The organism is Gemmatimonadaceae bacterium (assembly GCA_019637355.1).
Lineage (GTDB): Bacteria > Gemmatimonadota > Gemmatimonadetes > Gemmatimonadales > Gemmatimonadaceae > Pseudogemmatithrix.
In genome coordinates this window covers 2,124,244-2,147,894 of sequence record JAHBVT010000001.1, presented here as the reverse complement: position 1 = coordinate 2,147,894, position 23,651 = coordinate 2,124,244, and the positions used below count along the sequence as shown (strand labels likewise).

30 protein-coding genes are annotated in these 23,651 nt (G+C 68.1%); 25 read left to right on the top strand and 5 right to left on the bottom strand.

Annotation, left to right across the window (positions count from 1 at the left end; translation table 11 throughout):
* Nucleotides 1-3: 3 nt before the first annotated feature.
* The 16 genes from rplP (at nt 4) to map (ending at nt 8,374) form a co-directional block, all read left to right on the top strand.
* Nucleotides 4-432, top strand: a complete 429-nt coding sequence (gene rplP / locus KF689_09900) for a 50S ribosomal protein L16 (GenBank protein ID MBX3133684.1) — start codon at nt 4-6, stop codon at nt 430-432.
* Nucleotides 422-628 (top strand): 50S ribosomal protein L29, encoded by a 207-nt coding sequence (gene rpmC / locus KF689_09895; protein ID MBX3133683.1) that lies wholly within the window; start codon nt 422-424, stop codon nt 626-628. The genes rplP and rpmC overlap by 11 nt, the downstream gene beginning before the upstream one ends.
* Before the next feature lie 20 nt (nt 629-648).
* Entirely contained in the window at nt 649-930 is a 282-nt protein-coding gene (gene rpsQ / locus KF689_09890; protein MBX3133682.1) for a 30S ribosomal protein S17, read from the top strand.
* A 13-nt stretch (nt 931-943) separates the two neighbouring features.
* Nucleotides 944-1,312 (top strand): 50S ribosomal protein L14, encoded by a 369-nt coding sequence (gene rplN, locus KF689_09885; GenBank protein MBX3133681.1) that lies wholly within the window; start codon nt 944-946, stop codon nt 1,310-1,312.
* The gene (gene rplX, locus KF689_09880) at nt 1,313-1,711 is read left to right on the top strand and encodes a 50S ribosomal protein L24 (GenBank protein ID MBX3133680.1); all 399 of its coding nucleotides are present in this window, start codon (nt 1,313-1,315) and stop codon (nt 1,709-1,711) included.
* Nucleotides 1,712-1,788: 77 nt separating this feature from the next.
* The gene (gene rplE / locus KF689_09875; GenBank protein ID MBX3133679.1) at nt 1,789-2,397 is read left to right on the top strand and encodes a 50S ribosomal protein L5; all 609 of its coding nucleotides are present in this window, start codon (nt 1,789-1,791) and stop codon (nt 2,395-2,397) included.
* An 8-nt stretch (nt 2,398-2,405) separates the two neighbouring features.
* Nucleotides 2,406-2,711, top strand: a complete 306-nt coding sequence (gene rpsN / locus KF689_09870; GenBank protein ID MBX3133678.1) for a 30S ribosomal protein S14 — start codon at nt 2,406-2,408, stop codon at nt 2,709-2,711.
* 178 nt (nt 2,712-2,889) lie between these two features.
* A complete protein-coding gene (gene rpsH, locus KF689_09865) occupies nt 2,890-3,288 on the top strand; it encodes a 30S ribosomal protein S8 (GenBank protein ID MBX3133677.1) in 399 nt (132 codons plus the stop codon).
* Between the two features lie 14 nt (nt 3,289-3,302).
* Nucleotides 3,303-3,842, top strand: a complete 540-nt coding sequence (rplF, locus tag KF689_09860; GenBank protein MBX3133676.1) for a 50S ribosomal protein L6 — start codon at nt 3,303-3,305, stop codon at nt 3,840-3,842.
* Complete coding sequence (gene rplR, locus KF689_09855; GenBank protein ID MBX3133675.1) at nt 3,842-4,198, top strand: 50S ribosomal protein L18; 357 nt, start codon at nt 3,842-3,844, stop codon at nt 4,196-4,198. The genes rplF and rplR overlap by 1 nt, the downstream gene beginning before the upstream one ends.
* Nucleotides 4,199-4,915: a 30S ribosomal protein S5 gene (rpsE, locus tag KF689_09850; GenBank protein ID MBX3133674.1), complete on the top strand. Its 717-nt coding sequence runs from the start codon at nt 4,199-4,201 to the stop codon at nt 4,913-4,915.
* The gene (gene rpmD, locus KF689_09845) at nt 4,916-5,167 is read left to right on the top strand and encodes a 50S ribosomal protein L30 (GenBank protein ID MBX3133673.1); all 252 of its coding nucleotides are present in this window, start codon (nt 4,916-4,918) and stop codon (nt 5,165-5,167) included.
* Nucleotides 5,168-5,170: 3 nt separating this feature from the next.
* On the top strand, nt 5,171-5,632 hold the full coding sequence (rplO, locus tag KF689_09840) for a 50S ribosomal protein L15 (protein MBX3133672.1): 462 nt from the start codon (nt 5,171-5,173) through the stop codon (nt 5,630-5,632).
* Nucleotide 5,633: 1 nt separating this feature from the next.
* Entirely contained in the window at nt 5,634-6,965 is a 1,332-nt protein-coding gene (gene secY / locus KF689_09835) for a preprotein translocase subunit SecY (GenBank protein MBX3133671.1), read from the top strand.
* Between the two features lies 1 nt (nt 6,966).
* Entirely contained in the window at nt 6,967-7,605 is a 639-nt protein-coding gene (locus KF689_09830; protein MBX3133670.1) for an adenylate kinase, read from the top strand.
* A 52-nt stretch (nt 7,606-7,657) separates the two neighbouring features.
* The gene (gene map / locus KF689_09825; GenBank protein ID MBX3133669.1) at nt 7,658-8,374 is read left to right on the top strand and encodes a type I methionyl aminopeptidase; all 717 of its coding nucleotides are present in this window, start codon (nt 7,658-7,660) and stop codon (nt 8,372-8,374) included.
* On the opposite strand, the gene ftcD is transcribed toward map, so the two are convergent.
* Both ftcD and KF689_09815 read right to left on the bottom strand, forming a co-directional pair.
* Nucleotides 8,371-9,888 (bottom strand): glutamate formimidoyltransferase, encoded by a 1,518-nt coding sequence (gene ftcD, locus KF689_09820; GenBank protein ID MBX3133668.1) that lies wholly within the window; start codon nt 9,886-9,888, stop codon nt 8,371-8,373. The genes map and ftcD overlap by 4 nt on opposite strands.
* A 331-nt stretch (nt 9,889-10,219) precedes the next feature.
* Complete coding sequence (locus KF689_09815) at nt 10,220-11,032, bottom strand: inositol monophosphatase (GenBank protein ID MBX3133667.1); 813 nt, start codon at nt 11,030-11,032, stop codon at nt 10,220-10,222.
* 23 nt (nt 11,033-11,055) lie between these two features.
* Here KF689_09815 and trpS point away from each other — a divergent pair, with 23 nt between their 5' ends.
* The 5 genes from trpS to KF689_09790 are packed head-to-tail and all read left to right on the top strand — an operon-like array spanning nt 11,056 to nt 15,576.
* Nucleotides 11,056-12,048 carry a tryptophan--tRNA ligase gene (gene trpS / locus KF689_09810; GenBank protein ID MBX3133666.1) on the top strand — a complete coding sequence of 331 codons (993 nt, stop codon included), beginning with the start codon at nt 11,056-11,058 and terminating at the stop codon, nt 12,046-12,048.
* Nucleotides 12,041-12,595: an MgtC/SapB family protein gene (locus KF689_09805; protein MBX3133665.1), complete on the top strand. Its 555-nt coding sequence runs from the start codon at nt 12,041-12,043 to the stop codon at nt 12,593-12,595. The genes trpS and KF689_09805 overlap by 8 nt, the downstream gene beginning before the upstream one ends.
* Nucleotides 12,592-13,629 (top strand): D-2-hydroxyacid dehydrogenase, encoded by a 1,038-nt coding sequence (locus KF689_09800; protein MBX3133664.1) that lies wholly within the window; start codon nt 12,592-12,594, stop codon nt 13,627-13,629. Before KF689_09805 ends, KF689_09800 begins: the two co-directional genes overlap by 4 nt.
* Before the next feature lie 8 nt (nt 13,630-13,637).
* A complete protein-coding gene (locus KF689_09795; GenBank protein MBX3133663.1) occupies nt 13,638-14,702 on the top strand; it encodes a type IV pilus twitching motility protein PilT in 1,065 nt (354 codons plus the stop codon).
* Between the two features lies 1 nt (nt 14,703).
* Entirely contained in the window at nt 14,704-15,576 is an 873-nt protein-coding gene (locus KF689_09790) for a dihydrodipicolinate synthase family protein (GenBank protein ID MBX3133662.1), read from the top strand.
* Here KF689_09790 and KF689_09785 read toward each other — a convergent pair.
* Nucleotides 15,573-16,901 carry a hypothetical protein gene (locus KF689_09785; GenBank protein ID MBX3133661.1) on the bottom strand — a complete coding sequence of 443 codons (1,329 nt, stop codon included), beginning with the start codon at nt 16,899-16,901 and terminating at the stop codon, nt 15,573-15,575. The two genes, KF689_09790 and KF689_09785, sit on opposite strands and share 4 nt — an antisense overlap.
* Before the next feature lie 136 nt (nt 16,902-17,037).
* Between KF689_09785 and KF689_09780 the strand changes: the two genes are divergently transcribed.
* From KF689_09780 to KF689_09765, 4 genes are all read left to right on the top strand, one after another.
* Entirely contained in the window at nt 17,038-18,318 is a 1,281-nt protein-coding gene (locus KF689_09780) for an adenylosuccinate synthase (protein ID MBX3133660.1), read from the top strand.
* A 150-nt stretch (nt 18,319-18,468) separates the two neighbouring features.
* Complete coding sequence (locus tag KF689_09775; protein ID MBX3133659.1) at nt 18,469-19,842, top strand: glycine--tRNA ligase; 1,374 nt, start codon at nt 18,469-18,471, stop codon at nt 19,840-19,842.
* Between the two features lie 9 nt (nt 19,843-19,851).
* Nucleotides 19,852-21,435, top strand: a complete 1,584-nt coding sequence (locus tag KF689_09770) for a hypothetical protein (protein ID MBX3133658.1) — start codon at nt 19,852-19,854, stop codon at nt 21,433-21,435.
* Nucleotides 21,436-21,438: 3 nt separating this feature from the next.
* Nucleotides 21,439-22,284 carry a D-amino acid aminotransferase gene (locus KF689_09765; GenBank protein MBX3133657.1) on the top strand — a complete coding sequence of 282 codons (846 nt, stop codon included), beginning with the start codon at nt 21,439-21,441 and terminating at the stop codon, nt 22,282-22,284.
* A 58-nt stretch (nt 22,285-22,342) separates the two neighbouring features.
* Here the strand turns inward: KF689_09765 and KF689_09760 are convergent, their stop codons facing one another.
* Together KF689_09760 and KF689_09755 are read right to left on the bottom strand one after the other, a co-directional pair.
* Entirely contained in the window at nt 22,343-22,687 is a 345-nt protein-coding gene (locus KF689_09760) for an IS30 family transposase (protein ID MBX3133656.1), read from the bottom strand.
* Between the two features lie 178 nt (nt 22,688-22,865).
* A complete protein-coding gene (locus KF689_09755; protein ID MBX3133655.1) occupies nt 22,866-23,270 on the bottom strand; it encodes a helix-turn-helix domain-containing protein in 405 nt (134 codons plus the stop codon).
* Nucleotides 23,271-23,651 lie beyond the last annotated feature (381 nt).

Here is a 23,651-nt window from a genome sequence, read left to right as displayed (position 1 = left end):
CCGATGCTAGCACCGAAGCGGGTCAAGTTCCGCAAGATGTTCAAGGGTCGCACGACGGGTCTCGCCCGTCGTGGCGCGACCGTCGCGTTCGGCACCTTCGGCCTCCAGGCGCAGGAGCCGGGCTGGGTGACGGCGCGCCAGATCGAAGCCGCACGCGTGGCGCTGACGCGTCACATCAAGCGCGGCGGCAAGGTCTGGATCCGGATCTTCCCGGACAAGCCGGTGACGAAGAAGCCGGCCGAGACGCGAATGGGCAAGGGCAAGGGCTCGCCGGAACTGTGGGTGGCCGTGGTCAAGCCCGGCCGCATCCTGTTCGAGATCGAAGGCGTGACGAAGGAGATCGCACAGCAGGCGCTCGGGCTCGCCGCCGCCAAGCTGGGCGTGAAGACGAAGTTCGTGGCGCGCGAGGAGGCGCAGGGCAATGAAGGCTGACCAGATCCGGGAGCTGAGCACGGACGAGATCCGCGCTCGCCTGGCCGAGCTGGAGGAGGAGCGGTTCCGGCTCCGCTTCCGGGGCGCCACGGAGCCGCTGAGCAATCCGCTCCGGCTGCGCACGATTCGCCGCGACATCGCGCGGCTTCAGACGGTGCTCCGCGAGAAGGCGGAGCGTACGGAGGCTGCGCGCTAACGCGCGCAGGGATATGACAGATGGCTGATACCGAGAAGACCGCCTCGCCGACCCGCGCCGCCCGCAAGGTGCGCCAGGGCCTCGTCGTGAGCGACAAGATGGACAAGACCATCGTGGTCGCGATTGAACGTCGCGTGCCGCATCCCGTGTACGGGAAGATGGTGACGAAGACCAAGCGCCTGAAGGCGCACGACGAGGCGAACTCGGCGAAGGTCGGCGACACCGTCCGCATCGTCGAGACCCGGCCGCTGTCCAAGGACAAGCGGTTCCGGTTGCTCGAGATCGTCGACCGCGCACGCTAAGGGGAACTGACCAATGATCCAACAGGAATCGGTCGTGAAGGTCGCGGACAACTCCGGCGCCAAGAAGGCGCTGGTGATCCGCGTCCTCGGCGGCACGCGCAAGCGCTACGCCGGCCTTGGCGACAAGGTCGTGGTGGCGGTGAAGGACGCGCTGCCGAACGGCACCGTCAAGAAGTCCGACGTGGCCAAGGCCGTCGTCGTGCGCACGGTGAAGGAAGTGCGCCGCAAGGACGGCAGCTACATCAAGTTCGACGAGAACGCCGTGGTCATCATCGATGACAAGGGCGAGCCGCGCGCCACGCGCATCTTCGGGCCGGTGGCCCGCGAGCTGCGCGAGAAGCGCTATATGAAGATCGTGTCGTTGGCCCCTGAGGTGCTGTAAATGCGTATTCTCACCCACCGCAAGACCCGCGGTCAGAAGAACGTCACCCGTCACGCCCGGAACGCCGAGCGCGTCGAGACGAAGATCACCAAGGGGGACACCGTGCGTGTGCTCCGTGGCGACGACAAGGGCAAGGATGGCAAGGTCATCCGCGTGCACCTGAAGACGGGCCGCGTGACGATCGAGGGCATCAATATCGTGAAGAAGCATCGCCGCGCGCGGCGTGCCGAGGAGCAGTCGGGCATCATCGAGATGCCGGCCCCGGTGGCGCTGTCGAACGTGATGCTGCTGGACCCGAAGTCGGGGGAGCCCACGCGCATCCGCGCGCGGATCGACGCCGACGGTACGAAGGAGCGCATCAGCGCCAAGAGCGGGCAGTCGATCCCGCGCGCGCGCTGAGCGAGGACTGACATATGGCAACGACCAAGACGCAGGACAAGAAGAAGAGCGGCCAGGGCGGCGAGAAGCGCCAGTCGATGCTGCCCAAGGATCACGCGGGCAAGGATCTTCCGGTGCCGGCGCCGCGCCTGCACGGCCACTACGTGAAGACCGTGCGGGCCAAGCTGATGGCGCAGTTCGGCCTGAAGAACCCGCACCAGGTGCCGAACCTCCAGAAGATCACGCTGAACGTCGGGATGGGCGAGGCGATCAAGCAGCCCAAGGTCCTCGACGCCATCGTGGACGAGATGGCGGTGATCACCGGGCAGAAGCCGCTGCGCACCAAGGCCAAGAAGAGCATCGCGAACTTCGGCCAGCGCGAAGGCCAGGAGATCGGCGTGTCGGTGACGCTGCGCGGCGCGCGGATGTGGGAGTTCCTCGACCGCTTCGTGTCGACGGCCATCCCGCGCATCCGTGACTTCCGCGGCCTCTCCACGCGTTCCTTCGACGGCCGCGGCAACTACAGCCTCGGCATCAAGGAACAGATGATCTTCCCCGAGATCAACTACGATCTCGTCGAGCAGATTCACGGAATGGACATCACGTTCGTGACGACCACGAACCGCGACGACCTCGCGTTCGCGCTGCTGCGCGAGCTCGGGATGCCGTTCCGCGGCGATGACAAGCCCATCGTCGTCCAGGGCTGAGGAAACCAATGGCCAAGAAGAGCACTGTCAACAAGAACGAGCGCCGCAAGCAGATGGCGGCCAAGCAGGCCCCGAAGCGCGCCGCGCTCGGCGCCATCGTGAAGTCCACGAAGGCCACCGACGAGGAGAAGCGGGCCGCCCAGGTGGCGCTGCAGAAGCTGCCGCGCAATGGCGCCAAGGTCCGCGTCCGCAACCGCTGCCAGATGACCGGCCGCAGCCGCGGCAACCTGCGCGCGTTCGGGTTGAGCCGTATGGCGTTCCGGGAGATGGCGCTGCAGGGGCTGATTCCGGGCGTCCGGAAGGCTTCCTGGTAGGGCTGGACGGATGACGGATGACGGATGCAACGAGCAAGAGCCCCAAGCATCCGTCCTCCGTCATCCGTCCAAGTAGCACACACCGAATGTAGGCCGGACCGCACTCTGCGCCGGAACCGCATTCTCTCATCCTACAGGTCCGGCCGGTCCGGAAACCAGAGGAGCTTAGGTACACAGTATGAGCATGACTGATCCCATCGCCGATATGCTCACGCGGATCCGCAATGCTGTCGGGTCGAAGCATCGCCGCGTGGACATCCCGGCGTCCAAGATGAAGGTGGAGATCGCTCGCCTGCTCAAGGAGAGCAACTTCATCACCGATTACAAGACGCTCGAGACGCCGGAGGGCAAGAAGGTCCTCCGCGTGGCGCTCAAGTATGCCGGCAACACGCCGGTCATCCGTGAGCTGCGCCGCGTGTCGTCGCCGGGCCTTCGCCAGTACGTCGGCGCCGCGGAGATTCCGCGCGTGCGCAACGGCCTCGGCGTCGCCATCCTGTCCACCTCCAAGGGCCTGATGACGGACCGCGAGGCGCGCCAGCAGCGCACCGGCGGCGAGTTGCTGGCCCTGGTCTGGTAAGGGAGGCCACGCATATGTCGCGTATCGGCAAGCTTCCGATCACCGTGCCTGCGGGCGTGACGGTGAAGGTGGAAGGCAACGTGGTGTCGGCGAAGGGCCCCAAGGGGGAGCTCAAGCGCACGATTCCCGCGGAGATGAAGATCTCGCACGAGGGCAGCACCATCACGGTGGCGCGCCCCTCGGACGAGCCGCAGCACAAGGCGCTGCACGGGCTCTCGCGCACGCTCATCGCCAATATGGTCGAGGGCGTCTCGAAGGGCTTCCAGAAGCAGCTGGAGATCACGGGCGTGGGCTTCAAGGCCGAGCCGAAGCCCTTCGGGCTGCAGCTGGCGCTGGGCTACTCGCACCAGATCCAGTACAAGGCGCCGGCGGGCATCAAGCTCTCGGCCCCGCAGCCCACGCAGGTCGTGATCGAGGGCGCGGACAAGGAAGTGGTCGGCCAGGTGGCGGCGGAAATCCGCGGTCTCCGGCCCCCCGAGCCCTACAAGGGCAAGGGCATCAAGTACCAGGGCGAAGTCATCCGGCGCAAGGCCGGTAAGGCGGGAGGTAAGTAATGCCTGGAAAGCGTGTACCGAAGACGCGGGCCGGATTGCGTGCCCGCCGTCATATCCGCGTGCGAGCGAAGGTGGCGGGGACGGCCGAGCGGCCGCGTCTCGTGGTCTTCCGTTCGCTGAAGCATATGACCGCCCAGCTGGTGGACGACGTGAAGCAGCACACCCTGCTGACCGTGACGGACAGCGGTCTCGAGGGGAAGAAGACGGCGAAGTCGGTCGAAGTCGGCAAGCGCGTCGCCGAAAAGGCGAAGGCGGCCGGCATCACGAAGGTCGTGTTCGATCGTGGTGGATACCAGTATCACGGCCGCGTGAAGGCGGTGGCCGACGGAGCCCGCGAAGGCGGGTTGGAGTTCTAAATGGCTGAGACGAGTGGTGCTTTCGGTGGTGGCGCGGGCGGCCAGGGTGGCCGTGGCCGTGGCGGTCCGGGCAGCGGGCGCGGGCGCGGTGGCCCGGGCGGCGGTCGTGGTGGGCCGGGTGGTGGCCGTGGTGGCCCGGGCGGCGGACGCGATGGTCGCGGCGGCCGTGACGGTGGCCGTGGCGGCGCCCCGCAGCAGGAGCGCGAAGGCAGCGACCTGCTGGAGAACGTGATCGCCATCAACCGCGTCGCGAAGGTCGTCAAGGGCGGCCGCCGCTTCAGCTTCAACGCGCTGGTCGCCGTCGGCGACGGGCAGGGGAAGGTGGGCATCGCGACCGGCAAGGCGAACGAGGTGTCCGAGGCGGTCCGCAAGGCCGTCGAGGGTGCGCGCAAGTCGATGGTGGCCATCCCGATGACGGGTGCGACCATCCCGCACGAGATCGTCGGCAAGCACGGCGCCGGCAAGGTCCTGATGAAGCCCGCCGCTCCCGGCGCCGGCGTGATTGCCGGTGGCGCGGTGCGCGCGATTATGGAGTGCGTGGGCATCCACGACATCCTCACGAAGTCGCTGGGGTCCACGAACCCGCACAATATGGTGCTCGCCGCGTTGGATGGCCTGCAGGCCCTGACGACGGTGGAGCAGATCGCGCGCGAGCGCGGCGTCGAGGTCTCCTCGCTGCCGTACAAGTCGCGGGCGAAGTCCAAGGAGGCCGTGTAAATGCCACGCACGTTCGTTTGGCACCGCACCCGCGGGCCGAAGCACACGGAGCCGAACACCCTCACCGAGGGGAAGGTCCGCATCACGCAGGTGCGGTCCGGCATCGGCCATAACAAGGTTATGAACGCGACGCTGGAGGCACTCGGCCTCCGGCACCATCAGTCGTCGGTGGTCCACCAGGACTCGCCGGCGCTGCGCGGAATGATCAAGCGCGTGCGTCACTTGGTTGAAGTGACGCCGGTGAAGGAGTAAGCGATGAGCGACGAGAAGATCACCCTGGGCACCTTGGCGCGGACGCCGGGCTCGCACCGGAACCGCAAGCGCCTCGGGCGCGGCCCGGGCTCCGGCACGGGCAAGACGTCGGGCAAGGGCCACAAGGGCATCAAGGCGCGCGCCGGCCATCACGGCCCGGGCGGCAACAAGCCGCACTTCGAGGGCGGCCAGATGCCGCTCACGCGTCGTGTGCCGAAGCGTGGGTTCACCAATCCGTTCCGTGAAGAGGCGCAGGTGATCGGCCTGGCCGACCTCGCCCTCGTCGAGGGGACGGAGGTGACGATGGAGACGCTGGTGGCCGCTGGCTTGGCCAAGGCGTCGAAGGGTCCGGCCAAGCTGCTCGCCAACGGCGACGTGACGAAGGCCTACACGGTGAAGGGGCTGAAGGTCAGCGCCTCCGCCAAGGCCAAGATCGTCGCCGCCGGCGGCGCGGTCGAGGCGTAAGATGGCCCAGGCGAACCCGATGGCGGCGGTGGGGAACATCTACCGCACGCCGGAGCTCTGGCAGAAGATCACGTTCACGTTCCTCTGCCTGGTGATCTACCGGGTAGGCTCGCACGTCACCGCCCCGGGCGTGGACGTGACGGCGATGCTGGACTTCTTCGCGAGCCAGGGCGGCGGGCTGCTCGGGCTGTACGACCTGTTCGTGGGCGGCAACCTCTCGCGCTCCACGATCTTCGCGCTCGGCATTATGCCGTACATCTCGGCCTCGATCTTTATGCAGATCGCGGCCGCGGTGGTGCCGACGCTCGACAAGATGAACAAGGACGAAGAGGGCCGGAAGCGCATCACGCAGTACACGCGCTACGGGACCGTCTTCCTCGCCGCGGTGCAGGGCTACGGCTACGCGCTGTTCACCAGCGGCGTGCAGGGCGCGGTGCTCAACCCGGGCCCGGGCTTCACCTTCCAGATGGTGCTCTTCCTCACCACGGGCGCACTGTTCGTGATGTGGCTGGGCGAGCAGATCACGGAGCGCGGCCTCGGCAACGGCGCTTCGCTGCTGATCTTCTTCTCGATCGTCGAGCGCTTCATCCCGAGCATCTGGCAGACCGTCGGCTTCGTGAGCACGGGGGCGATTTCGCCGCTGGCGCTCATCGCGATGACCGTGGTGATGCTGCTGGTCGTGGCGGGCGTGGTGGCGATGACGATGGCGGCGCGCAAGATCGCCATCCAGATCCCGCAGCGCACGATGGCCCGCGGCCGTCAGCGCGAGGCGGCCAAGAACTTCATCCCGCTGCGCATCAACACCGCCGGCGTGATGCCGATCATCTTCGCCCAGAGCATCATCGTGGTGCCGGCGTCGATCGCGCAGTTCTCGGGCAACCCGCGCCTCGCACAGTTCTCCGAGTACTTCGCGCCGGGGACCTGGGTGTACTTCGCCCTGTCCGCGACGCTCATCATGTTCTTCACGTACTTCTACACCAGCATCATCTTCAATCCGGTGGAGCTGGCGGAGAACCTGAAGAAGCAGGGCGGCTTCATCCCGGGCATCAAGCCGGGCGCGAAGACGGCAGAGCATATCGACCACGTGGTCACGCGCATCACCCTGCCGGGTGCCGCGTTCCTGACGACGATCGCCCTGATGCCGATCTTCCTGGCCGACCTGTTCTCCGTCCCCTTCCAGTTCGGCGGCACCTCGCTGCTGATCGTGGTCGGCGTGGCGCTGGACACGATGGCCCAGATGCAGCAGCACCTGCTGCTGCGCAAGTACGACGGCTTTATGAAGAAGGGCGGCAAGGTCCGCTTCCGCGGACGCAACGTCCAGCAGGGCTTCTGAGGTGATCGTCGTCCTGCTCGGTCCGCCGGGCGCTGGCAAGGGCACACAAGGGGAGCGCATTGCCGCTTCCCTTGGCGTTTCCAAGCTGGCCACCGGCGACGTGCTCCGGGCCGCAGTGAAGGACGGGACGCCGCTGGGCCTCGAGGCCAAGGCCTATATGGACCGCGGCGACCTCGTGCCCGACGCCGTCATCCTCGGCATCATCAAGGAAGCACTGCTGTCGCCGACCTACGCCAAGGGTGCCATCCTCGATGGCGTGGTCCGCACCGTGCCGCAGGCCGAGGGCCTCAAGCGGATGACCGCCGAGATCGGCACGGGCGTGGACGTCGTGCTCGACTTCCAGATCGACGACGAACTGCTGGTGCAGCGCCTCTCCGGCCGTACCACCTGCGACAAGAACCAGAAGCCGTTCACCGGCCAGCAGCCGGGGGCGCCCTGCCCGGACGGCTGCGGCGGCACCCTGGTGCGCCGCAAGGACGACGAGCCCGAGGCCATCCGCAACCGGCTCAAGGTCTACCACGCGCAGACCAAGCCCGTGCTCGACTGGTATGTGGGCGAGGGCGCCAACGTGCAGCATATCGATGCCGTCGGGTCGTTCGACGACGTCTTCGCGCGCGCGCTGAGGGCGGTCGGCCGCTGAGCGGCCCGGGACGCCCGTGATCCAGCTCAAGAGCCCCCGCGAGCTCGAGACGATGGCGGCCAGCGGCCGCATCCTCGCCGCCACGCACCAGCACATCAAGCCGGCGCTGCAGCCCGGGATCTCCACGCTGGAGGTCGACCGGATGGTGGAGACCTTCATCCGCTCCCACGCCGGCGCCACGCCGTCGTTCAAGGGCCTGTACGGCTTCCCCGGCTCCGCCTGCATCTCGCTGAACGAGGAGATCGTGCACGGGATCCCCAGCGCCAAGCGGATCCTCAAGGCCGGCGACCTCATCACGGTGGACATCGGCGTCTACTACGGCGGCTTCCACACCGATAGCGCCTGGACCTACGCCGTGGGCGAGATCAGCCCCGCAGCGCGGCGCCTGATGGACGTCACCGAGCAGTCGCTCTACGCGGCCATCAACGCCTGCACGCTCGGCAACCACATCGGCGACCTCGGCGCTGCCTGTTCGGCGGTGGTGGAGAAGGCCGGCTTCAGCGTGGTGAAGGACCTCGTGGGCCACGGCGTCGGCGCGTCGATGCACGAGGAGCCGCAGGTGCCCAACTACGGCAAGCCCAAGCGTGGCCCGCGGCTCCAGACGGGGATGACGTTGGCGATCGAGCCGATGGTGAACGCGGGCGGGCCGGCGACCAAGACGCTGAGCGACAAGTGGACGATCGTGACGCTGGACGGGTCGCTGAGCGCGCACTTCGAGCATACGGTGGCGATCACGGCCGAAGGGCCGCGGGTGCTGACGACGCTCTAGAGCTGCGCCTCGACCGCCGAAGTCGCGCGCTTGGCGGCATCGGACGCCGCCGCAACCAGCCGCTGCGCCTCCTCAGCCAGCGCCGCCCCCGCCGCCTTGTCCGGCATCGCCACCACGTTGATCCGCACGTTGTAGGCCGCGCCCTTCGCCGCAGCTTCAGCGAGCAGCGCACCGACGCCCGCATCCGACGCCGCGTTGGTGTTGCCCTTCACTGCGCAGATCGCCGCCAACTCCGCCACCTCGGCGCACCAGCGCGCCGTCTCCAACGGCACCTCGGCGGCCTTCATCAGGCCGGCTTGGATCGCCGCGGTGCGCGCGGTCTCCTGCTCGGGTGTGTCCTTGGGCAGCTTGTAGGCGTTGCTGACCAGCGTGTACGCGGCGGCGTCCTCGTCCTTGAGCGCCTTGAGCCGACGCACGAGGGCGTTGGCGCGCAGGCCCAGCTCCTTCATCTCGTCTTCGACGGCCGCGTACTTCTTGCGGCCCACCGTGAGGCCCGAGACCATCTGCGCGAGCGCGGCGGCGAGCGAGCCCACCAGCGCCACGACGGATCCGCCGCCCGGAACGGGTGCCGAGCTCGCAACATCGCCGACGAAGCCGGCGAGCGATTCGCCGCCTTGGACTGCCGCGCGCACCTTGCGTTCGAGCACCGCGTTCGGCGTGTAGTCCTTCCAGCGCAGGTGTCGCGCGGCGGTCTCGAACAGCGCCCGCTCCGGCACCAACCCGACGACCTCGCTCCAGGTCGGCGTCACGCCCAGCGCCTCGGCTTCCATCTTCACCATCTCGTAGGCACGGTGCAGGGGAGTGGCGTCGAGGTCCACGAGGTTCATCGACACCTGCGCCTGCCCATCCACCTCGAGTCCGAGGCCCTTCACGCCCTTGAGGCCTCCACTGGAGCCGCGCACGGCCTTGGCCACGGACTTGGCGATGCCGACGTGCTCCTTGCCGCCGAGGTACACGTTGTAGGCGACGAGAAACGGCCGCGCACCGATGACAGTGGCGCCGGCGGTGGGGTGGATCTTGTTGGGTCCGAAGTCCGGCACGCGATTGGGATTCGTGCCGAGCTCTTCACGGGCCTGTTCGAACTCGCCGCGACGGATGTCCGCGAGGTTCGTGCGGTCGGGCCGCGTCGCGGCACGTTCGTAGAGGAACACCGGGATGCTCAACTCGCTGCCGACGCGCTCGCCGAGCGTGCGCGCGAGGACGATGCAGTCCTGCATCGAGGCGCCTTCGAGCGGGATGAACGGGCAGACGTCGGTGGCACCGATACGCGGGTGTTCGCCGCTGTGCTTGGTGAGGTCGATCCGCTCGCTGGCGACCTTGATGCCCCGAAAGGCGGCCTCGGCGGCCTTCTCGACCGGCGCGACGAAGGTGACGACACTGCGGTTGTGGCTCGCATCGGAGCTGACGTCCAGCACGACCACGCCGTCCACCGACGCGATGGCGTCACGGATGGCGTCGATCGTGGGTTGGTCACGGCCTTCGGAGAAATTCGGGACGCACTCGACGAGGGACATATCGCTCGGGTTTGGATCGTGGGGGAGGCCGTAATCTAGTCTTATCCGGTGAGAGACTGCTATTCACCACAGAGGACACAGAGGACACAGAGAACGGCAAACCGAGAACTGCGAGCTACGAACTACGTTCAACGCAGAGGCGCAGAGTACGCAGAGAACTACAACATCAAGAGCAACTACAAGTGCTTTGGGGGTCCGCGCCGACGCATCGGTTCGAGACCCCCAAAAAAAGGCGGTTGCCGTTGCCGTGCTCTGCGCCCTCTGCGTCTCTGCGTTGAAACAGCAGTTGCAGTTCTCTGTGTTCTCTGTGCCCTCTGTGGTGACCCGCCGTTCACGGGCCCCGGAGCGTACCCAGGAGCCAGCGATGCATCCCGGGATTCCCCACGAGCACGGAACTCGCCCCCAGTGCCCGCAGATGCTCCCCACCGAGGTCCGTCGCCACGCCCCCTGCCTCGCGCACCAGCAGCATCCCGGCCGCGAAGTCCCAGGGCGAGAGCATCATCTCCCAGAACCCATCGAAGCGCCCGCAGGCCACGCTGGCGAGGTCGAGGCTGGCCGCGCCGGGCCGCCGCACGCCGCTGACGTGGGCCATCACCGCCGCCATCTGGCGATGGTAGGGCTGGATGTCGCTGGCGTCCTTGAACGGGAAGCCCGTGCCGATGAGGGCGCGCGAGGGGTCGGTGATCTCCGAGACGCGCACCGGCTCGCCGTCGCGGAAGCAGCCGCCGCCGACCGTGGCGGTGAAGACCTCGCCGCGCGGCACGTCGTGCACCACGCCGGCCACGGGCTCGCCATCGAGCAGCACGGCGATGGAGACCGCGTAGGCCGGAAAGCCGTGGAGGAAGTTCGTCGTGCCGTCGAGCGGGTCCACGACGATGGCCAGGCCCTTCGCGACCCGCTCCGGGGACACCGCCGCCGCGCTCTCCTCGGCGAGGACCGTGGCCCCGGGGAGGTCGGCCGCCATCGCCTGCAGGATGGCCGCCTCGGCCGCCAGATCCACCTCGGATACGAAGTCCGTGGGCCCCTTGGACTGCCAATCGAGCTGCCGGATGTCCGGCGCGGCGGCGCGGATGACGGCCGCGCCAGCCTCGGCCGCCCGGACGGCGCTGGCCAGCCACGCGGCACGCTCCTGTTGATGACCCATCCGACGCTCCGTAACTTCGGGGGATGACGCGTGTCTTCAGCGGGATCCAGCCCTCGGGCGAGCTGCACATCGGCAACTACCTCGGAGCCGTCAAGAACTGGGTCGCGCTGCAGGCCGAGCACGAGTCGTTCTTCTGCATCGTAAACTACCACGCCATCACCATCGCGTATCAGCCGGACGACCTGCGGCGCCGCACGCGCGATATGGCGATCTCGCTGCTGGCCTGCGGCCTCGATCCCGCACACTGCACGATGTTCGTGCAGAGCGACGTCCCCGAGCACACCGAGCTGCAGTGGATCTTCAACACGGTGACGCCGCTGGGCGAGCTCGAGCGGCAGGTGCAGTTCAAGGACAAGTCGAGCAAGCAGGAGCAGGTGATGGCCGGGCTGCTCAACTACCCGGTGCTGCAGGCGGCGGACATCCTGCTATATCTCGCCGACACCGTGCCGGTGGGCGAGGACCAGGTCCAGCACCTCGAGCTCTCGCGGGTGGTGGCGCGCAACTGGAACGCGCGCTTCTCGCCTGACGCGCCGTACTTCCCCGAGCCGCAGCCCAAGCTCACGCCCACGCGCCGCATCGTCGGGCTCGACGGGCAGGCGAAGATGAGCAAGTCGCTGGGGAACACGATCGGCCTGCTGGAGACGCCGGACGAGATGTGGAACAAGCTGCGGCCCGCGATCACGGACCCGGCGCGGCAGCGGAAGACCGACCCCGGCACGCCCGAGCAGTGCAAGACGATCTTCGAGCTGCACAAGGCCTTCTCGCCCGCGGAGACGGTTGCGGAAGTGGACGCGAACTGCCGCGGCGCCAAGTGGGGCTGCATCGACTGCAAGAAGGTACTGCACGCGAATATGGTCACCGAGCTGACGCCGATCCGCAGGCGAGCCGAGGCGCTGCAGGCGAATCCGGCGCAGGTGGACGCGCTGCTCGCCGAGGGCGGCAAGCGGGCCCGCGCGGTGGCGCAGGAGACGATCCGCACGGTGAAGGACAAGATGGGGCTCGACGCCCGTGGCTGACTTCCGCGAGTGGGTGGAGGTTTTTCGACTCGATCTTGGGGCGAAGTTGCTCATCGCCGTACTGGCGGGCGGCGCGATCGGGCTGGAGCGGGAACTGCGGCGTAAGCCGGCCGGCCTGCGCACCAACATCCTCATCTGCCTGGGCTCGGCGTTGCTGATGGACCTTTCGATGGCGATGGCCGGGCCCTACGGCGGCGATCCGGGGCGCATCGCGGCGCAGGTGGTGACGGGCATCGGATTCCTTGGCGCCGGCACCATCCTCCACGCGCGCGGCACGATTACCGGCCTGACGAGTGCCGCGACGATCTGGGTGGTCGCGGCGATCGGCCTGACGGCCGGCGCGGGGCATCTCTTCGAGGCACTGGCGGCGACGATCACGGTGATGATCGTGCTCGAAGGGCTCGGCTACATCGAGAAGCGGTACCTCGAGCAGCGCTCCGTCGACCACTCCGACGGCGTGCCGCCCTCGGAGTGGGATGCCCGCGGCGGCGGCCGCCGCGCGGGGGAGGGCCGGCGGTCCACGGACGCCCAGCGCGACGACACGTGAGCACGCGCCTGATGGTCGTGGACCTGCGCTCGACCGCGCAGGCCTTCTGCCTCCCGGAGCGAGTGGCGCAGGCCCTGACCGACGCCGTGCCGAGCGACTGGCACCTTCAGATCGTCGAGTCGGTGACGGATTCCTTCGGCGACGGCGCGCAGGCGCCGAGCGAGGAGTCACTCGCCGTGATTCCCGATGCCGAGGTCTATGTGGGCTTCGGGATGCCGCGCGCGTTGTTTCTCGCGGGGCCGAAGCTCAAGTGGGTCCAGACGGGGACGGCCGGCGTGGCGACGCTGCTCTTCGACGAGATGCGCCGCGGCGACTGCCTGCTGACGAACGCGGCGGGCATTTATGGCCCGACGATCGCCGAGCACGTGCTCGCGGGGACGCTGCACTTCCTGCGCGCCTTCGACCTCGCCGACGAGATGCGACGCGAGCACGTGTGGGACCAGAGCGCTTTCGCGACGCCGCGCGCGCTGGTGCGCGAGGTGGACGAGTTGCACGTGCTGGTCGTGGGCGCGGGCGGGTTGGGCAGCGAGATCGCCAGGCGCTTCTCGGCGTTGGGCGCGCGGGTCAGCGGCGTGCGGCGCCGGCCCGGGCTTGGCGTGCCGCCGGGCTTCCACGAGATCCACGGGCCCAGCGAGCTCGACGGGCTTCTGCCGCTGGCGGACGTTGTGGTGCTGGCCACCCCGCTGACGGAGGAGACCCGAGCCATCCTCGACGCGCAGCGGATGAAGGGTCTCAAGCCGGGCGTGATCGTGGCCAACGTGGCCCGCGGCGCCCTGCTGGACGAGGAGGCCTTGGTGACCGGGCTCACGGCTGGCCGCATTCGCGGTGCGGTTCTGGATGTGTTCGCCAAGGAGCCGCTGGCGGGGGATAGCCCGCTGTGGCACCTTCCACGGGTGGTGTGGACGCCGCACGTCAGCGGCGTCTCACCACGGCGGTTCTGGGACCGCCTGCAGGACCTCATCCTCGACAATTGGGCGCGCTACCGGGCGGGGGAGTCCCTCCGCAACCTGGTGGACAAGCGCGCCGGCTACTAACGGGCCCGATGGAAAAGATCATCAAGGCGGCGGTGGAGCGCGGCGCGAGCGACCTGCACATCAAGGCCGGCGACGTGTTCCGTGCGCGTATTGACGGCAAGCTGGTGCCGCTGACCAAGCAGGCGCTGACGCCGGACCAGACCAAGAGCATCGCGCTGCGGCTCATCGCCAACGAGGACGACCGCGCGCGCATCGACAAGATCAACGATTACGACTGCTCCTGGGGCGCGCCCGGCATCGGCCGCTTCCGCGTGAACATCCTGCGCCAGCGCTCGAGCTTTATGATCGTGATGCGCGTGATCCCCTTCGAGGTGCCGAGCTTCGAGCGCCTCGCGGTGCCGCCGGTGCTCAAGGAAGTCGCCGAGGCCGAGCGCGGGATGATCCTCGTCACCGGCGTCACCGGCTCGGGCAAGAGCACGACGATGGCGGCGATGATCAACCACATCAACCAGCATCACAACAAGCACATCGTGACGCTGGAGAACCCGATCGAGTTCCTGCATCGCGACCTCCAGAGCTCGGTGACGCAGCGCGAGATCGGCGTGGACACCGAGAGCTTCCGGATGGGTCTGCGCGCCGCCCTGCGCCAGGACCCCGACGTGGTGCTCATCGGCGAGATGCGCGACGCCGAGACGATCGACACGGCGATGAAGGCCGCCGAGACGGGCCACCTGCTCATCTCGACGGTGCACACGCCGGACGCGCAGAGCACCGTGCTGCGCATTATGGCGATGTTCCCGCCCGAGGAGCAGGACGTGGTCCGCGTCCGTCTCGCGGAGTCGTTGCACGCGGTGATCTCGCAGCGCCTGCTGCCGCGCAAGGACGGCAACGGCCGCGTCGCGGCGCTGGAGATTATGGTCGTCACGCCCACCATCCGCGACCTGATGCTCGACCGCGACAAGGTCAACGAGATCCGCGACTACATCGCCGCCGGCCGCGAACAGTACGGAATGCAGACCTTCGACCAGCACCTCGAGCAGCTGGTCAATGAAGGCGCGATCGACCTCAAGGTCGCGCTGGCCGCCTCGTCGCGCCCATCGGACCTGGCGCTCAAGTTCAATATGGGATCCTGACGTGCAGCTCGACGGCATCTTCGCGCCGGTCATCTCGACCTTCCACGCCGGCAGCGAGGACCTCGACCTCGATGGCTTTGCCGCAAACGTCCGCAGCCACATCGCCGAGGGACTGTCCGGCGTGGTGGTGGCCGGCTCCACCGGCGAGGCGGCGCTGCTCAGCGAGGACGAACGCCGCGCCTTGGTGGAGACGGCGCGCGAACACGTGCCCGCGCCGGGGCTAGTCATTGCCGGCTGTGGCGGCGAGAGCACGCGGCAGACCGTCGCGCGCACGAAGGCGGCGCAGGCGGCCGGAGCGGACGCGGTGCTGGTCGTTGCGCCGCACTACTACGCGAGCGCGATGACGGAAGAGGTGCTGCGCGCGCACTACCTGCGCGTGGCTGAGGAGTCGCCGCTGCCGGTGATCCTCTACAACATTCCCAAGTATATGCACTTCGCGCTGCCGGCCGAGCTGGTGGCGGAACTCGCACGGCACCCGAACATCGTGGGGATCAAGGACAGCTCTGGCCAGCTCGAGATGCTGAAGGGCTTCCTGCGTGCGCAGTCGCCGAGCTTCAGCGTCCTCACTGGGAGCGGCAGTGGCTTGCTGGCCGGGCTCGAGGCCGGGGCACGTGGCGGGATCCTCGCGGTCTCGCTCTTCGCGGCGGGCTTCGCGCTCGAGGTGCAGCGCGAACTTGCTGACGGCAACGCCGAGGCCGCAGCCAAGGCGCAGGCGCGGCTCAAGCCGATGGCCGACGTCATCGTGGCGAAGCTGGGCGTGCCGGGCGTGAAGGCGGCGATGGATGCGGTGGGGAAGGTCGGTGGCGTGCCGCGGATGCCGCTGCTGCCCTTGGATCCCGCGGCCAAGTCCGAAGTCGTCGCCGCGCTCGGCTAGCGCTCCGCCGCAGGCGGGCGCAATTCGTAGCGAGTGCCGACGCGCGTCACGCTCCAGCCGGCGGGCACGGTGACACGCCAACCGCTGCCCTCGACGGACAGCCCGTCGCTCAGCGTTCCCTCAGTGAGCTGCGCCGCGTCGACCGGCACCTGAATCCAGTCCCAGTTCGGTGAGACGATCGCGCCGCCAGCCGCGACGAGTTCGGCCCCGTCGCTTCCAGCCCAGCGGAAGTTGAGCATTACGGTACCGTCGTTGCCGAGCGGGGTCTGGCCATTGGGGTCGAAGGAGATCTGCAGCGCACGCGGGTAGAGGCGAATCGCTGGCCCTTGCACGAAGCGCTGACGCAGGGAGTCGAGCCGCGCGGCATTGGCACGCGCGCGGCGCTCCTCGGCGGCGAAGATCTGCGGGCCGTCATAGCGCACCGCGCGCGCGTCGAGAGCGACCTCCGACGCAGCGGCTGCGCCCACGGCCTGCGCCAAGAGCTCCGGGAGCCTCGCCCCGCCGCGCTGCGCGTCGCGCCATCCGCGCGCGCCGAGTTGGTCGAGCAGGTATCCATAGCCAGGGCCGGTCCAGTAGGCGACGGCCCGAACCCAGCTCACTCGCGCAGTCGCGGCACCAGCCAGACGGTCGGCCAGCGCCGAGTCGGAGAAGCCGGCGAGCCGCCAGCCAGTGTACTCTGGGATGCCCTCTTGGAGATCCAGCGCGTCGAGTCGCGTGCGCTCCTGCGGCTGCGCCAAGGCGTCACGCCGCGCGCGGAAGGCGAGGGCGTCGCGGGCGGCTTGCCGCTGCACCTCGCCGGTAGAGCGCAGCGCCTCGGCGAGCGCACGAAGTTCCAGGAAGAGCCACGCGCGTCCGTCGGGGCCATCGAGGAAGTCGCCGCCGACGGCTGCTTCGGTGCCGCCGGGCGCCGGCAGCTGCTCGGGCTGGAAGGTGTGCATCGCCTCGTGCACGAGGAGGCTCGTGGAGGCCCGCTCGGGTCGCGAGAGATCGAGCACGACCATCGCCCAGCGGCGTCCGTCAACAGTGACGGCCGTGTTGGCGATCGTGGTGCCAACGGGCAGCGCCTTCCACCGGAGGGTGTCGCGTCCGTCGACGCGCGCGGTGGCGAGGTGCCGGCGGCCGTCGGTGAGGATCCAATCCACGCCGCCGCCGTCGATGCCCCAGAGGGTCGGCAGGTCTCGCAGTGCCACTCGGGCGCGAGCGATGGCCTGGGTGAGCCCTTCGATATCGGGCTCCGGGGCGGGCGCGTCCTGCGCGGTGAGGGCAATCGGAGCAGCCAGCAGGAGGAGCAGGCGGCGCAGCGCGGAGGTGGCGTTGACGGTCATACTTCTTGGTCTCCAATCCGGGTTCTGGCGTTGCCCGCACACCCTCGAATACGTAGATTCTTCCAACGCCCCGACAGCCGGGGCGTTTTTTTGTGCCCGCCCGGGCCGTCGGCTGCCTCCCTCGCCAGAGCGTGAAATGTTCGACTCCAAGACCCGCACCATCGTCATCGTCGGCGCCCAGTGGGGTGACGAGGGCAAGGGTAAGCTGGTGGATGTGCTCGCCGAGCGTGCGGACTGGGTGGTGCGCTACCAGGGCGGCGCCAACGCCGGCCATACGGTACACGTGGGCGACGAGTCCACGGTGCTGCATCAGGTGCCGAGCGGCATCCTGCACCCCGGGGTCCGCTGCGCGATCGGCAACGGCGTGGTGCTCGACCCCGAAGGGATGTTCGAGGAAGTTGACGCGCTCGTGGCCAACGGCGTGGACGTGGCGGGGCGCCTCTACCTCAGCGACCGCGCGCACCTCGTGCTGCCCTACCACAAGCTGGTGGACAAGGAGAGCGCGGCGAGCAAGGCGATCGGTACCACCGGCCGCGGCATCGGGCCGGCCTACGAGGACAAGGTCGCGCGCCGCGGCATCCGCGTGCTGGACCTGCGCCACCCGGCGCGCCTGAAGGCATTGGTGGAGAAGGGCACGGACCACGCCAACCATATTCTCGCGGGCTTCGGTTCCACCAAGCGCGCCGATGCCGCGTTCACGCTTTCCGAGCTGGAGCGCATCGCGCCGCGCCTGCTAGCCATCGCCGAAGACGTCGGCCTGGCCGTGCACCGCGCGCAGAAGCAGGGCGCGGCCGTCTTGCTCGAAGGCGCCCAAGGGTCGCTGCTGGACGTGGACCACGGGACCTATCCCTTCGTGACCTCGTCGAGCACCACGGCCGGCGGTGCGGCGATCGGCGTGGGCATCGGCCCTCGCACGATCGATGCCGCCATCGGCGTGGTGAAGGCCTACACCACGCGCGTGGGCGGCGGCCCGATGCCCACAGAGCTGACCGACGCCACCGGGCAGGAACTCCAGAAGGTCGGCAACGAGTTTGGTGCGACCACCGGTCGTCCGCGGCGCTGCGGCTGGTTCGACGCCGTCGTCGTGCGCTACGCCGTGCGCGTGAACGGGCTCACGGGGCTCGCCGTCACGAAGCTCGATGTGCTCGACGGCTTCGAGAAGATCGCGCTGTGCACCGGCTACCGCGTGGGTGGCGAGGTGCTGACGGAGTTCCCCGGCGACCTGGCCGACCTCGACGGTATCGAGCCGGTGTACGAGTGGTTTGACGGCTGGATGCGCTCGACGCAGGGTGCGCGCACGCTGGCCGACCTGCCGGCCAACGCGCGGAAGTACCTCGATCGCCTCGTCGAACTCGTGGAATGCCCGGCCCAGTACGTGAGCGTCGGCACGCGTCGGGACCAGATCATCGGGCTGTAGGCTGAAGACGGAGGACGGAGGACGGAGGACGGAAGGCAGCAGCGGTACCGCACAGACCTTCTCCGAGGGACTCCTGTGAGAGCCAGAAATCGCGCCACGGTGTAGATTTCCGCTCTGCACGCCGCTTCCGTCCTCCGTCATCAGTCCCAAATGCGTCCCGACGTCCTCGAAACCCTGGTCAGCCTCGCCAAGCGCCGCGGCTTCATCTTCCAGTCCTCCGAGATCTACGGCGGCACCGGATCCGTCTGGGACTACGGCCCGCTGGGCGTCGAGCTCAAGAACAACGTCAAGACGCGCTGGTGGAATACGATGGTCCGCGAGCGCGACGACGTCGAAGGCCTCGACGCGGCCATCCTGATGCACCCGAAGGTCTGGGAGGCGTCTGGCCACGTCAGCGGCTTCTCCGACCCGCTGGTGGACTGCAAGGCCTGCAAGGCGCGCTTCCGCGCCGACAAGCTCGCTGACGCCCAGTGCCCGCGGAAGCCGAGCAAGAAGCCGGGCGAGCACACGGACTGCCAGCTCACCGAGCCGCGGCAGTTCAACTTGATGTTCAAGACGTTTATGGGCCCCGTCGAGGACTCGGCGGCGGTCGTGTACCTGCGCCCCGAGACGGCGCAGGGCATCTTCGTGAACTTCCTGAACGTCCAGCAGGCGACGCGCCAGAAGGTGCCCTTCGGCATCGCGCAGATCGGCAAGGCCTTCCGCAACGAGATCACGCCGGGGAACTTCACGTTCCGCACGCGCGAGTTCGAGCAGATGGAGATGCAGTTCTTCGTCGAGCCGGGCACGGATATGGAGCACTTCGAGCGCTGGAAGCAGGCCCGCCTCGACTGGCACCTGGGCCTCGGCCTCGACCGCAACCGCCTCGAGTTCCATCAGCACTCGGACAAGGAGCTCGCGCACTACGCCCGCGCGGCCTTCGACATCAACTTCGACTTCGGCGGCTCGCTGGGCTTCCAGGAGATCGAGGGCGTCCACAACCGCAGCGATTTCGACCTCACGCAGCACCAGCAGTTCTCGTCCAAGAAGCTCGAGTACGTGGACCAAGCCAACAACAAGCGCTACGTGCCCTACGTGATCGAGACGTCCGTGGGCGCGGATCGCGTGACGCTGGCGGTGATGGTCAACGCGCTGCGTGAGGAAGCCGTCCCGGGCGAGCAGGAAGGGCGCACGGTGATGGGCTTCCACCCGGTGCTGGCGCCGATCAAGGCGGGCGTATTCCCGCTCACCAAGAAGGACGGCCAGCCGGAGATGGCGGAGAAGCTCGCCGCGGCGCTGCGCAAGAAGTTCAACGTGTTCTACGACGAGGCTGGCGCCATCGGCCGCCGCTACCGCCGTCAGGACGAAGCCGGCACGCCGTTCGGGATCACGATCGACAGCGATTCCACGGCCAATAATGACGTGACGATTCGCTTCCGCGACAATATGGGGCAGATTCGCGTGTCCACCGGTCAGGTGATCGACGTGCTCACGCGCTACCTCGAGGCCGATCACGTGACGGCCGACTCGACGCTGGTGGGCTGACGCAGGCGTATGCCGATCTCGCCTCCGATCGACGGGTCGCTGGACGGGCTGCGCGCCCGCGGCGAAGCATTTCTCGAAGCGATCTCGGCCGAGTACCACGCAGCCTATGCAGGACTGAAATCATCGCCGGCGCTGCAGCCGGTGTACGCGGCACACGAGGCGGCCTACGGCGACGAAGCCTTCGCGCAGGCGCTGGAGTACTTCACCGCGGCCCGCGCGGCCGTCACTGCTTCGCCCGACGAACCGGCGCGCGCGTTCACCGAAGGCGGTGATGCCGCCGCCCTGCGCTCGGCCAGACTGATCGTGGACTGGCTGCTGGAGTCGCGCGTCGGCCGTGAACTCGCCGCACTCGACGAACGCGAGATCGCCTGGGAGAACGCCGCCGTCGTCCGGCTGCCCGACGGCAGCGCCGAGCCGTACCAGCGCGTGCCGATCACGCTCGGCAACACGCGCGACGCCAAGGCCCGCCGTGTGCTCGACGACGCGCGGTCAACGCTCGTCCAAGCCGAGCTCGCGCCGATGCGCCAGGAGAAGTTCGCGCGCGAACACGAGATCATCACGGCGCTTGGGATCGCGCCCGACTACAACGCGACCTGGGAAGCGCTGAGCGGCATCGAGCTGCACGCCCTGCGCGCCGAGTGTGAGGCCTTCCTGCGCGACACGCAGGATATTTTCGACGAGTTGCTGCCGGAGTTCCTGAAGCGGGGGCTGGGTCTGACGCCCGCCGAGGCCACGCGCGCGGACGTGGCCGCGCTGATGCGCGCGCCGCAGTTCGACGCGCACTTCCCGGCCGACGCAATGGAAGCGGCGGTGCGCCGCCAGGTCAGCGAGATGGGCATCTCGCCTGACGCCGAGGGCCGCGTGCGCTACGACACCGGCGAGCGCACCGGCAAGCGCCCGCGCGCGTTTTGCGCGCCCGTGCGCATCCCTGACGTCGTGCACCTGGTGCTGCGTCCGCACGGCGGCCAGAACGACTGGATGACCCTGCTGCACGAGTTGGGGCACGCGCTGCACTTCGCGAATATGCGGCGCACGCTGCCATTCGAGTTCCGTTGGCTCGGCGACAACTCGGTGACCGAAGGCTACGCGATGCTCTTCGATCACCGCCTGAAGGACCGAGGCTGGCTCTCGCGCTACGCCACGCTGGACGCCAAGGCGATGCCGGCCTTCCTGCGCTATATGGGCTTCGAGGAGCTGCACTTCGTGCGGCGCTACTGCGCCAAGCTCATCTATGAGATCGAGCTGCACGGTGGCAAGGTGAGTTGGGCGGCACTGCCCGACCTCTACGTGGACATCCTCAGCAAGGCCACGGGCTTCCGGTACCAGCGCAGCGACGCCTTCGTGGACGTAGATCCGCGCTACTACGCCGCGCGCTACCTGCGGGCCTGGCAGCTGCAAGCCGTGCTCGACGAGTCGCTGCGTGAGCGTTTCGACGAGGACTGGTATCGGAATCCCAAAGCCGGTCCGTGGATCGTCGAGGAGCTCTTTGCGCACGGGCAGACGGAGTTGGCGCACGAACAGGCGGCGCGCGTGGCCGGGAAGGGCCTCTCCTTCCGCCCCGTCATCGCCGGCATCGAACGGATGGTGGGGTAAGCGATGAGCACGGTGTACCTGAACGGCCGCTTCGTCCCGAAGGCCGAGGCGCTGATCCCGGTGGAGGACCGCGGGTTCATCTTCGGCGACGGCATCTATGAAGTGGTGCGCGCCATCAACGGGAAGCTCTTCGCGTGGGACGCGCACGCGTCGCGGATGGCGCAGGGCCTCAGCGGACTACGCATCGACCCGACGGGCACCGAGGGCCTGCGCGACGTGTGCCTGCGCCTGCTCAAGGACAACGCGCTCACGGACGGCGAAGCCACCGTGTACCTGCAGGTGACGCGCGGCGCGACGGCCCGCACACATCACTTCCCGCCGGCCGGCACGGCGACGACGATCTACGGCTCGGCCTCGCGCTTCGTCCCGAATCTCGAGATGCGCGCCAACGGCGCCAAAGGCATCACGTATCCTGACCAGCGCTGGGCGCGTTGCGATCTCAAGACGGTGAACCTGCTCGGCCCCGTGATGGCGCGGCAGGCGGCAAGCGAGGCCGGTGCCTACGAGGCGATCCTGCATCGCGACGGAATGGTCACCGAAGGTGCGGCCACCAACTGCTTCGTCGTCCTCGACGGCGTGCTTCGCACGGCACCGCTGAGCAACTACATCCTGCCGGGCATCACGCGCGCGGTGTTGCTGGAGATCATCCGCGAGCAGGGCATCGCCTTCGAGGATCGTCCCGTCGCGCTGGTGGATCTCGCGCGTGCCGAGGAAGTCTTCGTCTGCGGAACGACCACCGACGTGCAGGCCATCGTCACGCTGGACGGGCGTCCGGTGGGGAAGGGGAGGGTGGGGCCGATCACGGCGCGCCTGCGAGACGCGCTGGCGTCGCGCCTGTACAACGGCTGACGGCGTTCACTAGGGAGACTGGATTTGTGAAGTCAACCGCGAAGTGCAACACTGAGCGTCAGGCCGCATAGACCTCCTCCGGAGTTCTGAAGCCGAGCCGCTTGCGCGGGCGGCGGTTGAGTTTGTCCGCGATGCGCTGGCAGTCGCGCTGTGTGAGCTGCTTCATCGAGCGGCGCTTCGGCAGGTACTGCCGGATCAGGCCGTTCGCGTTCTCGTTGCTGCCGCGCTCCCACGAGTGATGCGGCGTCGCGAAGTAGCACTTGGCATCGACCAGTGCCTCGAGCTTCGCGTACGAGTGGAACTCCGTCCCGTAGTACATACGGAAGGAGGATGGCCAGCCGTGCAGAGCGGCGGCATCCTGGATGGTATCCCGACCACCAGGAGCACCGATGACGACTGGCATCCGATTCCCCACGATACCGCCCCGGGCACTTGGGTCGCAATCGACGTCGCGAAGGACGCCCATGAGGTGCTCGTCGCGTATGACGAGCGGCACGAGCGGCGCCGCGTCGAGATATGGCGCTTGCCCGCGAGGCGCCCGCGACTGTCGCAGGTGCCATAGCGCTTCCGCAGGTTCTTCGTCACGATGCGCAGGTGCGTCCACAGCGTGCCGCCGGCCTGCTTGTCCTGCCAGATGCGTCGATAGTTCGTCTCGTGGCTCGGCGTGTGGATCCCGAAGCGGGCGTGAAAGCCGACAATCTGCTCCGGACTCCAGTCCTCGCGAGGCCAGTACTCGAGAAGGCCCACTCCGCAGCCGAGAACTGCGTCCCGCGCCGCGCCACCCGCCGCCGCTCGTTCGTGTAGCTCTGCGCGACCAGCGGGTAGTAGCCCACCTGGTTCCGGCGCCAAGCGTTGCGGCGGATCTCGCGCGTGATGGTGCTGCGGTGCCGCCCGAGACGCCGGGCGATGGCCGCCGGCGTCCAGCCCAGCTTGCGGAGCGCGTGAATGTCGTACCTTTCTTCAAGGGTGATCTGGGTGTAGGTCATGGCGTCCTTTCTCTTGGAGGAGAACTGAAGCCTAGCCTGCCCCAGGTCACCTCACCCGCATTCGGGCGTGGGGACTTTGTTGCACTTACTATGTGAATGCGCGCGGCGAATCAATCACTACTCCTCTTGGCATCCCGCGCAATCGCTCGACTCGGATGAGACAGCGGTCATGAGAAATCGGCAGCGCATTCTGAAGCGCCGGTTGGTGGTCACGAACTCGGACTCGATGCCTGTCACTGGCTCGCTCGCCACGCCCCAGATCGACCGTACAGCGCGAGGCGCTGGGCTGGAATCTTGTCGCCCCTATCGAGCCTTGCGCCACATCGGTACAACACATTCTACTTGCCTCAATCGACCGAGCAAGTCGTAATATATCCATTT

Bases quoted from the DNA above. Each gene is read 5' to 3' on its own strand.
- KF689_09765 (MBX3133657.1), top strand. From the start codon at position 21,439: ATGAGCACGGTGTACCTGAACGGCCGCTTCGTCCCGAAGGCCGAGGCG.
- trpS (MBX3133666.1), top strand. From the start codon at position 11,056: ATGACGCGTGTCTTCAGCGGGATCCAGCCCTCGGGCGAGCTGCACATC.
- rplX (MBX3133680.1), top strand. From the start codon at position 1,313: ATGCGTATTCTCACCCACCGCAAGACCCGCGGTCAGAAGAACGTCACC.
- rpmC (MBX3133683.1), top strand. From the start codon at position 422: ATGAAGGCTGACCAGATCCGGGAGCTGAGCACGGACGAGATCCGCGCT.
- rplF (MBX3133676.1), top strand. From the start codon at position 3,303: ATGTCGCGTATCGGCAAGCTTCCGATCACCGTGCCTGCGGGCGTGACG.
- KF689_09775 (MBX3133659.1), top strand. From the start codon at position 18,469: ATGCGTCCCGACGTCCTCGAAACCCTGGTCAGCCTCGCCAAGCGCCGC.
- rpsH (MBX3133677.1), top strand. From the start codon at position 2,890: ATGAGCATGACTGATCCCATCGCCGATATGCTCACGCGGATCCGCAAT.
- ftcD (MBX3133668.1), bottom strand. From the start codon at position 9,888: ATGTCCCTCGTCGAGTGCGTCCCGAATTTCTCCGAAGGCCGTGACCAA.
- rpsQ (MBX3133682.1), top strand. From the start codon at position 649: ATGGCTGATACCGAGAAGACCGCCTCGCCGACCCGCGCCGCCCGCAAG.
- KF689_09785 (MBX3133661.1), bottom strand. From the start codon at position 16,901: ATGACCGTCAACGCCACCTCCGCGCTGCGCCGCCTGCTCCTCCTGCTG.
- rplR (MBX3133675.1), top strand. From the start codon at position 3,842: ATGCCTGGAAAGCGTGTACCGAAGACGCGGGCCGGATTGCGTGCCCGC.
- rpmD (MBX3133673.1), top strand. From the start codon at position 4,916: ATGCCACGCACGTTCGTTTGGCACCGCACCCGCGGGCCGAAGCACACG.
- map (MBX3133669.1), top strand. From the start codon at position 7,658: ATGGCGGCCAGCGGCCGCATCCTCGCCGCCACGCACCAGCACATCAAG.
- KF689_09795 (MBX3133663.1), top strand. From the start codon at position 13,638: ATGGAAAAGATCATCAAGGCGGCGGTGGAGCGCGGCGCGAGCGACCTG.
- rplP (MBX3133684.1), top strand. From the start codon at position 4: ATGCTAGCACCGAAGCGGGTCAAGTTCCGCAAGATGTTCAAGGGTCGC.
- rplO (MBX3133672.1), top strand. From the start codon at position 5,171: ATGAGCGACGAGAAGATCACCCTGGGCACCTTGGCGCGGACGCCGGGC.
- KF689_09815 (MBX3133667.1), bottom strand. From the start codon at position 11,032: ATGGGTCATCAACAGGAGCGTGCCGCGTGGCTGGCCAGCGCCGTCCGG.
- KF689_09770 (MBX3133658.1), top strand. From the start codon at position 19,852: ATGCCGATCTCGCCTCCGATCGACGGGTCGCTGGACGGGCTGCGCGCC.
- secY (MBX3133671.1), top strand. From the start codon at position 5,634: ATGGCCCAGGCGAACCCGATGGCGGCGGTGGGGAACATCTACCGCACG.
- rpsN (MBX3133678.1), top strand. From the start codon at position 2,406: ATGGCCAAGAAGAGCACTGTCAACAAGAACGAGCGCCGCAAGCAGATG.
- KF689_09780 (MBX3133660.1), top strand. From the start codon at position 17,038: ATGTTCGACTCCAAGACCCGCACCATCGTCATCGTCGGCGCCCAGTGG.
- KF689_09760 (MBX3133656.1), bottom strand. From the start codon at position 22,687: ATGCCAGTCGTCATCGGTGCTCCTGGTGGTCGGGATACCATCCAGGAT.
- KF689_09755 (MBX3133655.1), bottom strand. From the start codon at position 23,270: ATGACCTACACCCAGATCACCCTTGAAGAAAGGTACGACATTCACGCG.
- rpsE (MBX3133674.1), top strand. From the start codon at position 4,199: ATGGCTGAGACGAGTGGTGCTTTCGGTGGTGGCGCGGGCGGCCAGGGT.
- rplE (MBX3133679.1), top strand. From the start codon at position 1,789: ATGCTGCCCAAGGATCACGCGGGCAAGGATCTTCCGGTGCCGGCGCCG.
- rplN (MBX3133681.1), top strand. From the start codon at position 944: ATGATCCAACAGGAATCGGTCGTGAAGGTCGCGGACAACTCCGGCGCC.